Annotated in this window: 10 protein-coding genes; all 10 read left to right on the top strand. The window is 50.7% G+C overall.

What is annotated here, in order from left to right; genetic code table 11:
• Positions 1-17: 17 nt before the first annotated feature.
• The 10 genes from hutP (at position 18) to dnaB (ending at position 12714) form a co-directional block, all read left to right on the top strand.
• Complete coding sequence (hutP, locus tag J4760_RS11215; protein ID WP_237605743.1) at positions 18-461, top strand: histidine utilization transcription antiterminator HutP; 444 nt, start codon at positions 18-20, stop codon at positions 459-461.
• 102 nt (positions 462-563) lie between these two features.
• Positions 564-2084 carry a histidine ammonia-lyase gene (gene hutH / locus J4760_RS11210; RefSeq protein WP_237605742.1) on the top strand — a complete coding sequence of 507 codons (1521 nt, stop codon included), beginning with the start codon at positions 564-566 and terminating at the stop codon, positions 2082-2084.
• A 29-nt stretch (positions 2085-2113) separates the two neighbouring features.
• On the top strand, positions 2114-3430 hold the full coding sequence (locus J4760_RS11205; protein WP_237605741.1) for a YjiH family protein: 1317 nt from the start codon (positions 2114-2116) through the stop codon (positions 3428-3430).
• A gap of 12 nt (positions 3431-3442) precedes the next feature.
• Positions 3443-5101 (top strand): urocanate hydratase, encoded by a 1659-nt coding sequence (gene hutU, locus J4760_RS11200; protein WP_237605740.1) that lies wholly within the window; start codon positions 3443-3445, stop codon positions 5099-5101.
• A complete protein-coding gene (gene hutI / locus J4760_RS11195; RefSeq protein ID WP_145287503.1) occupies positions 5101-6339 on the top strand; it encodes an imidazolonepropionase in 1239 nt (412 codons plus the stop codon). The genes hutU and hutI overlap by 1 nt, the downstream gene beginning before the upstream one ends.
• Positions 6340-6621: 282 nt before the next feature.
• Positions 6622-7899 (top strand): serine--tRNA ligase, encoded by a 1278-nt coding sequence (gene serS / locus J4760_RS11190; RefSeq protein WP_237605739.1) that lies wholly within the window; start codon positions 6622-6624, stop codon positions 7897-7899.
• 62 nt (positions 7900-7961) lie between these two features.
• On the top strand, positions 7962-8879 hold the full coding sequence (locus J4760_RS11185) for a DUF2232 domain-containing protein (protein WP_237605738.1): 918 nt from the start codon (positions 7962-7964) through the stop codon (positions 8877-8879).
• A 5-nt stretch (positions 8880-8884) separates the two neighbouring features.
• The gene (locus tag J4760_RS11180; protein WP_237605737.1) at positions 8885-10861 is read left to right on the top strand and encodes a DHH family phosphoesterase; all 1977 of its coding nucleotides are present in this window, start codon (positions 8885-8887) and stop codon (positions 10859-10861) included.
• Positions 10858-11304 carry a 50S ribosomal protein L9 gene (gene rplI / locus J4760_RS11175; RefSeq protein ID WP_145287515.1) on the top strand — a complete coding sequence of 149 codons (447 nt, stop codon included), beginning with the start codon at positions 10858-10860 and terminating at the stop codon, positions 11302-11304. Before J4760_RS11180 ends, rplI begins: the two co-directional genes overlap by 4 nt.
• A gap of 39 nt (positions 11305-11343) precedes the next feature.
• Entirely contained in the window at positions 11344-12714 is a 1371-nt protein-coding gene (gene dnaB, locus J4760_RS11170; protein ID WP_237605772.1) for a replicative DNA helicase, read from the top strand.
• Positions 12715-12744 lie beyond the last annotated feature (30 nt).

Here is a 12744-nt window from a genome sequence, read left to right as displayed (position 1 = left end):
TTTGGAGAGGGATGCCAATGAATCAGAATCAGCAGCAGGCATTCGGCAAATATGCCACACTCGTTGCTTTGACAGATGCTGATACGGCACTCGGGCTCATGCCTGAATACAAATCTTTCAAAGTGGTAACTGGAAAAGTCGGATCGATGGACCTGAAGAAGGTCATTTCCTCGGTCGAGACAGCAGCAAAGCGCAACCAGCTGATCAATGGAGAGGTCTACCGCGAAACCCACGCACTCTATCACGCCATCATCGAAGCGGCGGAAGGTGTGACACGCGGCAAATTGAGCGTCGGGGAAGTCATGCGTACTGTCGGACTGACATTCTCAGTCGTCAGAGGGCGACCCTATGCAGAAGTAGATGAAGGGGAATGGATTGCCGTATGCTTCTACGGAACCATCGGTGCCCCCATCAAAGGCAAGGAGCATGAAACACTGGGCCTTGGCATCAATCATATGTAGTTTTCAATCGAATATACATGTCATAGACATTAGCCATTAGAGACACTTTACATCCGGAGGGATGAATGTGTCTTTTTTTAATGCAGAAAAGGAGGCGTTAGCATGACAGTTTTAACATTGAACGGACAGGAACTGACCATCGAGAAGATGAAGACGTTCCTGAACGATGACAGAAGCACCATCGAAATTTCAGAGGCAGCCTACGCGAATGTAAGGGAATCGAGGAAAACCGTTGAACGCATCATTGAAAATGAAAGCACCATCTACGGCATCACGACAGGATTCGGCCTGTTCAGTGATGTAAGAATATCGGGTGACAAGACGACAGAGCTGCAGGTCAACCTCATCCGCTCCCACTCGTGTGGCGTCGGCAGGCCATTTGCAGAAAAGACGGTACTTGCCATGATGGTTTTGAGGCTCAATACGCTCTTGAAAGGCCACTCCGGCGTAACGGTCGACCTGGTCGACCAGCTCAGGACATTCATCAACCAGCGCATCATACCGAAAGTGCCGGAGCAGGGATCACTCGGTGCATCCGGTGACCTCGCCCCACTCGCCCATCTCGCGATTGCGCTGATCGGCGAAGGAGAAGTATTTCATGAAGGCCGCCTGTCCCCTTCCCGGGAAGTACTGGATCGTCTCGGCATCCGCCCGCTCACACTGCAGGCAAAAGAAGGACTTGCGCTGATCAATGGTACCCAGCCTATGACGGCACAGGGACTGATCAACTACATCGAAGCGGAAAAGATCATGGACGACAGCATCTGGATCTCCGCACTCACCCATCAGGCGCTGAATGGAATTACAGATGCATTCAACGAAAAGGTGCACCTGTCACGCGGCTATAAGGAGCAGATCGAAGTCGCAGAGAAGATGCGGTACCTGCTTGAAGGCTCCGAGCTGACGACAAGCCAGGGCGAAGTCAGGGTGCAGGATGCCTATTCCCTCAGATGCATTCCGCAAGTGCACGGGGCTTCTCTCCAGACACTTGCCTATGTCAAGGAGAAGCTCGAGATCGAGATGAACGCCGCCAACGACAACCCACTCATATTCGGTGAGGAGGAAGTCATTTCAGGCGGAAACTTCCATGGCCAGCCGATCGCGATTGCCATGGATCTGCTCAAGATCGGTGTCAGCGAAGTGGCCAATATATCGGAACGCCGCATCGAGCGTCTCGTCAATCCGGCACTGAATGGCGACCTGCCAGCATTCCTGAGTCCACAGGAAGGGCTGCAGTCCGGTGCAATGATCCTGCAGTATGCAGCCGCGAGCCTCGTATCGGAGAACAAGACACTTGCCCATCCGGCGAGCGTCGATTCCATTCCATCCTCAGCCAACCAGGAGGACCACGTTTCCATGGGCACCATCGGCGCAAGGCACGCACGGGATATCATCGATAACGTCAGAAACGTACTGGCGATCGAGCTGTTCATCGCGCTGACAGCAGTTGAAATCAAAGGGGAGGACAAACTGTCACCTCGGACACGTGACAAGTTCGACATCTATCGCGGACACGTGGCATTCATCAGCCAGGACCGCAACTTCAGCGAAGATATCAAGATCCTTTCGGATGAATTGAAACAGATCAAAGGGATTGGAACGGCTTCAGAAGAAGTGAGGTAGGCATTCATAAATTCCATGGGGGTGGAGATATGATTACAGAAAAGCAGATGCAGACGCAGAGTGGGAAAGGAATGTGGCGGTTTTTCCTATATAGCGCAATTGGAGTCATCATGTTCTTTATACCGGTGACGCTGTTTGAAAGCAATTCCATACTGCTCGACCACTTTGTTACATTAGTGAGAAATACATTTGGCGATGGCATCAAATACTACACATTGCTGGTCATCATGCTGGGTGCGGCCTATCCATTCTTTTCGAAGGAATGGAACAGAAGTTTTACAGATATCATCATTACCATATTCAAGATTCTGGGTGTTGTTGTCGGTATGATGGTCGTATTCGGAGTCGGTCCTGCTTTCGTATTGAGAGAAGACATCGGGCCCTTTCTCTTCAATTCGCTGGCAGTCAATCTGAGCATCCTGATTCCAGTTGGCGGCGCAGTACTCGGTCTGCTCGTCGGATATGGGCTGCTTGTTTTCATCGGAGTCATCATGGAGCCGATCATGCGGCCGCTCTTCAAAACACCGGGGCGGTCTGCAGTGGATGCAGTGGCTTCATTCGTAGGCAGCTATTCCATCGGTCTTCTGATCACCAACCGGGTCTATAAGGATGGGCTGTACAGTAGAAAAGAAGCAATGATCATCGCGACAGGATTTTCGACGGTTTCAGCAACATTCATGATCGTCATCGGCAGGACTTTGGAATTGATGGACTACTGGAATCTGTTCTTCTGGACAACGCTCCTGGTCACCTTCCTTGTTACGGCGATTTCTGTAAGAATTCCGCCACTCAGGACAGAAAAAGATTACTACTATGAGGGTCGAAATAATGCTGAGCAGGAAGATTTTGAAGGTGGACGTCTGAAATATGCCTGGTACAAGGCGAAGCAGCAGTCCTATGAAAGCGATCCGATTCTGAAGAACATCATTACCAACCTGAAGGATGCTTTCATAATGACAATGACGGTTGTGCCGACCATTCTATCCATCGGGCTCCTTGGACTCATGATTGTCGAATTTACCGACATCATCTATTGGATATCGTTCATCTTCTACCCGATACTCTATATTTTCCCGATACAGGATGCACCACTGCTCGCAGAGGCGGCGACCGTCTCCATCATTGAAATGTTTCTGCCTTCCCTGCTTGTGGTTGAAGCTGCACTGGAGACACGTTTCATTACAGCTGTCATCTCCGTTTCGTGCATCATCTTCTTCTCAGCACTCGTACCATGCATTCTTGCAACAGATATAAAGATGAAAGTGTGGAAAATGGTGATCATCTGGCTGATCAGGGCCATACTTTCCCTATTGATAGTCATACCGTTCACATTACTAATATTCTAAGGAGAGAGAAATATGTCTAGAAAAATCACTGCAAAAAAAGGATTGGAACTCGAATGTAAAGGATGGGAACAGGAAGCGGCATTGCGCATGCTCTATAACAACCTGGATCCTGAAGTGGCGGAGCGTCCGGAGGACCTTGTGGTCTACGGTGGCATCGGCAAGGCGGCACGGAACTGGGAGTCGTTTGAAGCGATTGAGAACACACTGCGCAACCTGGAAAAGAACGAAACGATGCTGATACAGTCCGGCAAACCGGTTGCGGTGTTCAGAACCCATGAGGAAGCCCCGCGTGTGCTCCTGTCGAATTCCGTGCTTGTACCGAAATGGGCAAACTGGGACCACTTCAACGAACTGGATAGGAAGGGGCTCATGATGTATGGCCAGATGACGGCGGGCAGCTGGATCTACATCGGCTCCCAAGGCATCGTCCAGGGCACATATGAAACGTTTGCGGAACTGGCGAATCAGAACTATGATGGCAGCCTGAAGGGGACCATCACTCTGACAGCGGGGCTCGGTGGCATGGGGGGTGCCCAGCCGCTGGCTGTCACGATGAACGAAGGGGTGGCCATCTGTGTCGAGGTTGATCCATCAAGAATACAAAAGCGTATTGAAACGCGCTATCTCGACACGCAGACCGATTCACTGGATGAGGCGCTTGAAATGGCGGAAACAGCCAAAAATAAAGGGGAGCCACTCTCCATCGGCCTGCTCGGCAATGCAGCTGAAGTCCACCATGAAATTCTGGAGCGTGGGTTCAAGATCGATATCGTCACCGATCAGACGTCCGCGCATGATCCGCTGAACGGTTACGTTCCTGCCGGTTACAGCCTTCGCGAAGCGGATGATCTGAGAGAAAAGGATCCGAAGGAATATGTCAGACTGGCCTCGGAATCCATGGCACGTCACGTCAAGGCGATGCTCCAGTTTCAGAAAAACGGTTCAGTCGTCTTCGACTACGGCAACAATATACGCCAGGTGGCAAAAGACGAAGGTGTGGAGGATGCATTCGACTTCCCGGGGTTCGTGCCGGCCTACATCCGTCCCCTGTTCTGTGAAGGCAAGGGGCCATTCCGCTTTGTGGCCCTGAGTGGCGATCCGAAGGATATCGAAGCGGCGGACAGGAAGATGCGTGAGCTGTTCCCGGAAAATGAAAAGCTTCTGAGGTGGCTTGATATGGCCGAGGAGAAGATTGCATTCCAGGGTCTGCCTTCAAGAATCGCATGGCTCGGCTACGGTGAGCGTGCAAAGATGGGCATGGCACTGAATGACATGGTCGCAAGCGGCGAAATCTCCGCACCGGTCGTCATCGGCCGCGACCATCTCGACAGTGGCTCCGTAGCCAGCCCGAACCGTGAGACGGAAAGCATGAAGGATGGCAGCGATGCTGTCGGCGACTGGGCGATCCTGAATGCCCTGGTCAATACTGCAGCCGGCGGTTCATGGATCAGCGTCCATCATGGAGGCGGCGTCGGCATGGGCTACTCGCTCCACGCCGGCATGGTCGTTGTTGCCGATGGTACAGATAATGCAGCACGCCGTCTTGAACGTGTACTGACGAGTGATCCTGGCATGGGTGTGGCAAGACATGCCGATGCAGGATACGAAATTGCGGTTGAAACAGCGAAAGAACGCGGCGTCAATATTCCAATGCTCAAGGAGGATCAGTAATGAACGATACAATCATCAGGAACATAGGTGCACTTATTCTGCCGAAGAAGAGCGACAGACCACTTAAGGGCAAGGAGATGGATGAACTGGAGATCATCGAAGGTGCGATGATCGTCATCAAGGATGGCCAGGTCGTCTATCGTGGCGCGGCAACCGATGAATATGAAGCATCTGAAGAATTGGATGCCTCCGGCATGATCGCCTCCCCTGCCCTCGTCGATCCGCATACCCACGTAGTCCATGGGGGTTCACGGGAGCATGAGATGTCATTGAAGCGCCAGGGTGTGGACTATCTCACCATACTGGAACAGGGCGGCGGCATTCTCAATACTGTGGAGCAGACACGCAAAGCGACCCATCAGCAGCTTGTCGACAAGGCGTCAAAAAGCATTACGCGCATGATCCAGCACGGGGTGCTCGCTGTCGAAAGCAAAAGCGGCTATGGTCTCGATCGTGAAAACGAACTGAAACAGCTGAAAGTTTCCCGGGAAATATCCGAAAAATTCCCGGTAACGATGCGTCATACCTTCCTCGGCCCGCATGCCATACCGAAAGGTGCAGATGGAGATGCCTTCCTGGATGACATGATCAATCTGCTTGAGGAAGCAAAGGACTATGCCGATTTTGCCGACATCTTCTGCGAGACAGGTGTATTCACAATCGAGCAGTCGAGAAAATACATGGAGGCGGCCAATGCACTCGGCATGCGTGTAAAGATCCATGCTGACGAAATCGATCCGCTCGGCGGCCTTGAGCTTGCCATCGAACAGAATGCCATCAGTGCAGATCATCTTGTTGCCGCAAGCGAGGCAGGCAAAAAGATGCTTGCTGATACGGACACTGTTGCTGTACTCCTTCCGGGTACGACCTTCTATCTCGGCAAGGACCAGTTCGCGGATGCCCGCGGCATGATTGAGAATGGTGGCGCAATCAGTCTCGCAACCGACTATAATCCGGGCAGCTGTGTGACGGACAACCTGCAGATGATCATGGCCATTGCGAGCCTCAAGCTGAAAATGACACCGAATGAAATATGGAACGCTGTGACCGTCAATGCCGCGCATGCCATCGATGTGGATAAGGGAACACTTGAAGCGGGTGACCAGGCGGACATCGTCCTCTGGGATGCACCGAATCATGAATATATCCCCTACCACTACGGCGTCAATCACGCACATACTGTCATCGCCCGGGGCCAGGTCATCTATAGGCAGCCGGGACTCGAGCCGATCCGGTAGTCTTGCATTTTCGGCATTTTCATTATAGAATGGGGCTAAGCTGAATATGAGTCGCTTGAAGGAAGCAGTAGTGTCCCCCTGTTTATAGAGAGGTCATGGATGGTGAAAATGACTACAGTGGAATACGAATTTCCGTCCTTCTGATAAAGAGTGGCCGGTACCCCGTACCGTTAGATGAATGAGATGATGCTAAAAGCATCAAATTAGGGTGGCAACGCGTATACCACGTCCCTTTCCGGGGCGTGGTATCTTTTATTTTTCTATAAAGATGGAGGTAGACTTATGCTGGATATCAAGATGATTCGCAACGATGCTGAACAAGTGAAGGCAAAAACAGAAAAACGCGGGACGGATCCTGCAATCATAGACGAAATTCTCGAGCTGGATGAATCCCGCAGACAGCTCATTCAGAAAACGGAGGAACTGAAGAGCCGACGCAACAAGGTGTCCGAAGAGATTGCACAGAAGAAGCGCAACAAGGAGAACGCAGACGATGCCATTGCATCAATGCGTGAAGTCGGTGAAGAGATAAAAGGCATCGATTCACAGTTGAACACCATCAAAGCGGACTTCGAGGACAGGATGAGCCGTGTGCCGAACCTCATCCATGATGATGTCCCTGAAGGTGCGGATGACTCCGAGAATGTGGAAATTCGCAAAACAGGTGAACCCCGTCAGTTTGATTTCAATCCGAAGGCCCACTGGGATATTCTTGAGGACCTTGAGCTTGCCGACTTTGAGCGCGGTGCCAAAGTTTCCGGTGCCCGCTTTGTATATCATACCGGCGATGGTGCCCGTCTTGAGCGTGCGCTGATGAACTTCATGCTTGAAGTGCATGGTCAAAAGGGATACAAGGAAATGATGACGCCGCAGATTGTGCGGGCGGAAGCGATGTACTCGACAGGCCAGCTGCCGAAATTTGAAGAGGACCTCTTCAAGATCGACGGCATGGAGATGTATACCATTCCGACATCGGAAGTCACTCTGACGAATTTCCATAAGGATGAGACGCTCTCCAATGATCAGCTGCCGGTGAAGTTTACTGCCCAGACGGCATGCTTCAGGAGTGAAGCCGGTTCTGCCGGCAGGGATACACGCGGCCTCATCCGCCTCCACCAGTTCAACAAGGTCGAAATGGTCCGTGTGGAGCGTCCGGAGGATTCCTGGGATGCGCTCGAAGAGATGACAAATCATGCCGAGAACATACTGAATCTGCTCGAGATTCCCCACCGTACCGTGCTGCTCTGTACTGGAGATATCGGTTTCGGATCTGCGAAGACGTACGATGTGGAAGTATGGCTGCCGAGCTATCAGGACTACAAGGAGATCAGCTCCATTTCAAACATGACCGATTTCCAGGCCCGCCGTGCGAATATCAAATTCAAACGCGAGCTGGATGGCAAGCCGGAACTGCTGCATACTCTGAACGGCAGTGGACTGGCGGTCGGCCGGACGATGGCCGCCCTGCTCGAAAACTACCAGAACGAAGATGGTTCAGTGACAATCCCTGAAGTACTGAGGCCTTATATGAGTGGTCAGGAAAAGCTTGAAGCGTTATAATAGTAATATTGAATGCTCCTATTCGTTTAGGAGCTTTATTTTATGGTTGGAGGAGTGGAAAATTGAATAAAAGAGTATCGATGCTTCAGCTGATGCTGGTGCTGTTTGCTGTATTCGTGTTCATCACACTTACCGACATCAGTCTGCTTTTCGGCGCAGTCCTGCTGCCGTTTGCGGTGTACTTTCTGGTCAATCTGAAGCATCAGTCAAACTATCATTTCTGGCTGACATTCGTCAGCTTTCTCATACCTGCCGCGCTACTGCTTTCACCGGATGCCTGGGTATGGTTTGTGGTATTATATATAGTGGCGACAGTGGTTCACCACACGTTGAAAAAGAATATGTCGCAGGAGCTGGCATTGTTCTATGTGACGGCAACGCTGATGCTTTCGTTCATCGGCATACTGAACCTGCTCCAGGGATTCGGAATCATCCAGCCGATATCGGATGCCTATCTTGATATCCGCAGCTGGTACTTGTCGCAGCTTGAGATGTACGGCACTTTTGCCGCTGATCTGGATACTGATATCATACGTACTTCGATGGATCAGATATTCATCAATCTCCCTGCGTACATTACCGTGATTGCATTCATGCTCGCACTCTACACCATACTGATGCAGCGTGTGCTATTCAGTTCCTCTTCTGTGAAAATGTGGAACTACCGTTCATTTAAAGATTGGGCGTTTCCCCGCCTCATCCTTTATTTATTTTTGATTCTATTTGTAGTATCATTTTTTACAACTGAAGGAACGACGGCGCAGTCTACAGTCAGCAACCTGCTGATTGTTGTGGAATGGATGCTCTACCTTCATGGTCTCAGCTTCAGCTATTTCTTCTTCAGGGAAAAGAAGCTGAATGTAGCACTTTCCATACTGCTGCTGATTCCGCTGATCATCCTGAGACCGATCACACTTCTGATCGGACTGTTCGAAATGATCTTTAGGATAAGGACGCTAATACAGTTGAAAAGGAAGTGATGGGAATGTATAACGTGCTGGACAGGAAAATGGTCTTCATACCTTTTGCAATCGCAGCGTTTCATATTCTGGTAATGAATATATTTGTACTGACGAACCATTTCAGAACCGGCCTGCTCTTTCTGATCGTAAGTACCATTCTCCTGACACTTCTATTCTTGTACCTCTACCGTTCCTTTGTCATCAATGAGAACCGTTTCCGGCAGATGGTGGTCGATATTGCCGGCAGCAAGCAGTATGCCATCGACGAATTGCCGATGGGGCTCATCATATTGAATGATGACGATGAGATCGAGTGGATGAACGACTACATGTGCAAGGAAATTTCAAAGGATAATATGAATACGCCGATCAACCGTCTGTTCCCGAATATCATGACAACGCTCAAAGCCAACAACATCCATCGGACGGAATCGACCTATAACGATAAATACTTCAAGATCTATTGGGATGAAAAGCACCAGGCCCTCCATCTGATAGATATTACAAGCCAGCGCAACCGCGAAACCGAGCTTGAAGACAAGCAGCCGGTCATCGGCATCCTGTTTCTCGATAACTATGACGAAGTGACCCAGAATATGAGTGAGGCTTTGAAAAGCGAGCTCAACAACAGCATTACAAATACCATCAATGAATGGGCCAACCGGCACCATATATATATCCGCCGCTTCTCCCAGGATCGTTTCATCATCCTGCTCAATTCCAGCAGCCTGAAGGAAATCGAATCGACACGGTTCAATCTGCTGGATGAAGTACGTGACCGATCACAGGAGCTTGGTGCACAGATTACGCTGAGCGTCGGTATTGGGGAAGGCTCCGATGACTATATAGAAGTCGGCGAACTGGCCCAGTCGAGTCTTGATCTGGCCCTCGGACGCGGTGGCGACCAGGTGGCCATCAAGGCGGTGAACGGCAATGCCAGGTTCTACGGCGGCAAGACGGACCCGATGGAAAAACGGACGCGTGTCAAAGCACGTGTCATTTCCCATGCCCTCCGGGACATACTGCTTGAGGGTGACAATGTGCTTATCATGGGCCATAAACATCCGGACATGGATGCTCTGGGATCCGCCATCGGTGTTGCCAAGATCGCCTCCATGAATGGCATCGAGGCCCATATCGTACTGAATGAAGATGACATCGATGAAACACTGCAGCGGATGATGAAAGAGCTTAAGGCGCGGGAAGATCTGATGAAGATGTTCATCACATCCGAGGAAGCCTGGGAGAAGATGAATCCGAAAACGACAGTCGTCGTCGTCGATACGCACCGCCCGAACATGGTGCTCGACGAAGTGATTCTCAACAAGGCGGCACGCAAGGTCATCATCGACCATCATAGACGTGCCGATGACTTTATTTCGAACCCTCTCCTTGTCTATATGGAGCCGTATGCCTCCAGTGCAAGTGAGCTTGTTGCAGAACTGCTCGAATACCAGAACAAGGAGCAGAAGCTCTCCCGCCTTGAAGCGACAATCATGCTGACCGGCATCATTGTGGATACAAGAAACTATACGCTGCGCACCGGGTCGAGAACGTTCGATGCAGCGAGCTTTCTGAGAAGCAGCGGTGCTGATCCGGTGCTTGCCCAGACTTTCCTGAAGGATGACATTGATACGTATATCGCACGAAGTGACCTGATCAAATCGGCCGAAATCAGGGATAACGGCATTGCCATCGTCAAAGCGGATTCCATGATGACCTACCACCCTGTAACGGTGGCACAGGCAGCCGACCAGCTGCTGCAGATCGAAGGCGTACAGGCTTCATTCGTCATGGCAGCACGTGAAGACGAGTCGATCGGCATTTCCGCCCGATCGTTCGGGGAAATGAATGTACAGCTCGTCATGGAGGCACTCGGCGGCGGCGGTCACCTGTCCAATGCAGCAACACGGGTGAGCGGCAAATCGATGGATGAACTCTATGATGAACTGGATGAAGCAATTAAGGAAATACTTGATAACAGGAGTGAAGAGGAATGAAAGTAATTTTTCTGAATGACGTTAAAAATAAAGGCAAAAAAGGTGAAGTGAAAGAAGTCGCAACAGGCTATGCACAGAATTTCCTGCTGAAGAAAGGTCTGGCCGAAGAAGCGACACCAGCCAACCTGAAAAGGCTCGAAGAGCAGCAGAATGCCGAGGAGGCGAAGGCTGAGCAGGCATTGGAAGATGCCAAAGTGATGAAAGAGGAACTGGAACAGAAGGAAGTTGAAATAAAGACGAAGTCCGGTGACGACGGTCGTCTATTCGGCTCCATCAGTTCCAAGCAGGTTGTTGAAGCATATGAAAAGCAGCATGGCATCAAGCTGGATAAAAGGAAGCTCGATATGTCCCAGCCGCTCAAGAGCCTCGGATACCATAAGATGAGTGTCAAACTGCATCCGGAAGTATCTGCAGAAATCAAGGTGCATGTTATTGAGCAATAGTAGATCAGGGAGGGATTGATTTTGGACATACATCAGCAGATGCCGCATAACATGGAAGCGGAACAGTCTGTCCTTGGTGCCATACTGATCAATCCCGAAGTTTTCATTTCCACAGCGGAAACGCTGGAGCCGGAAGATTTCTACCGTTCAGAGCACCAGCACGTCTATCGTGCAATGGGCTTTCTAAGTGAAAATCATCAGAGTATTGATGTTGTCACGCTGATCGATCAGCTGAAAAGCATGGAAGTACTGAACTCCGTCGGTGGTCCGAGATACCTTGCAGAACTATCCAATGTCGTGCCGACGAGCCGGAACGTCGCTTTCTATGTGGATATAGTGGCGAAATACGCGCTGAAACGCACACTGATCAGGACAGCAGAAGAAATCGCCAATGAAGGTTTTTCGGAAGAGATGGATGTCGAAGATCTCCTGACCGAGGCCGAGTCGAGGATCATGTCCATTTCGGAGAGTCGTCGTAATGAAGGCTTCAAATCCATGAAATCCGTCGTCCACGAAGTATATGAGCAGGTCGAGGCACGCGCCGGCCAGACCGACAGTACGACAGGCATCCCGACAGGTTATCGTGATCTCGACTTAATGACATCAGGCTTCAACCGCAACGATCTGATCATACTGGCTGCACGCCCTTCCATGGGTAAGACGGCATTCGCCCTCAATATTGCAGGGCACGTCGGTACATCCCGTGAAAAATATACCGTCGCCATCTTCTCTCTCGAGATGGGGGCCGATCAGCTCGTGTCACGTATGATTTCGAGCCAGGGCATGATTGATGCGACAAAACTGCGTCAGGGGAATCTGAACCACGATGACTGGGACAACTTCACGACAGCCATCGGCAGTCTGGCGGAATCGAAAATATTCATAGACGATTCACCTGGTATCCGGGTGAGCGATATCCGTTCCAAATGCATGCGTCTGAAGCAGGAGCATGGCATCGACATGGTCATCATCGACTATCTGCAGCTGATCCAGGGCTCGAGCAACAAGAGAAGCGACAACCGGCAGCAGGAAGTTTCCGAAATCTCCCGTATGCTGAAAGCCTTGGCACGTGAGATGGAATGTCCGGTCATTGCACTCAGCCAGCTTTCAAGAAGTGTGGAGACACGCCAGGATAAGCGTCCGATGATGAGTGACCTGCGCGAATCGGGTTCGATCGAGCAGGATGCGGATATTGTAGCCTTCCTCTACCGGGAGGACTACTATGTTCGGGGTGACGGAGAGGAAGATGCAGAAGGTGCCCAGCGGGAACAGGATGAGATCGAAATCATACTGGCCAAGCACAGGAATGGTCCCACAGGCACGGTGAAACTGATCTTCAACAAGTCCTACAGCAGCTTCTTCGATCAGGATAACCGGGGATATGACGATGGTTACATTCCACCGAATTAAATTTACGAATGTTTTTATATACCGCTTATA

Source organism: Salinicoccus sp. ID82-1 (assembly GCF_021991715.1).
GTDB classification, from domain to species: domain Bacteria; phylum Bacillota; class Bacilli; order Staphylococcales; family Salinicoccaceae; genus Salinicoccus; species Salinicoccus cyprini.
This window is presented reverse-complemented; position numbering and strand designations above follow the sequence as displayed.

Excerpts from the sequence above, each read along its gene's own strand:
- hutP (WP_237605743.1), top strand. The coding sequence starts at position 18 with ATGAATCAGAATCAGCAGCAGGCATTCGGCAAATATGCCACACTCGTT.
- hutH (WP_237605742.1), top strand. The coding sequence starts at position 564 with ATGACAGTTTTAACATTGAACGGACAGGAACTGACCATCGAGAAGATG.
- J4760_RS11205 (WP_237605741.1), top strand. The coding sequence starts at position 2,114 with ATGATTACAGAAAAGCAGATGCAGACGCAGAGTGGGAAAGGAATGTGG.
- hutU (WP_237605740.1), top strand. The coding sequence starts at position 3,443 with ATGTCTAGAAAAATCACTGCAAAAAAAGGATTGGAACTCGAATGTAAA.
- hutI (WP_145287503.1), top strand. The coding sequence starts at position 5,101 with ATGAACGATACAATCATCAGGAACATAGGTGCACTTATTCTGCCGAAG.
- serS (WP_237605739.1), top strand. The coding sequence starts at position 6,622 with ATGCTGGATATCAAGATGATTCGCAACGATGCTGAACAAGTGAAGGCA.
- J4760_RS11180 (WP_237605737.1), top strand. The coding sequence starts at position 8,885 with ATGTATAACGTGCTGGACAGGAAAATGGTCTTCATACCTTTTGCAATC.
- rplI (WP_145287515.1), top strand. The coding sequence starts at position 10,858 with ATGAAAGTAATTTTTCTGAATGACGTTAAAAATAAAGGCAAAAAAGGT.
- dnaB (WP_237605772.1), top strand. The coding sequence starts at position 11,344 with ATGCCGCATAACATGGAAGCGGAACAGTCTGTCCTTGGTGCCATACTG.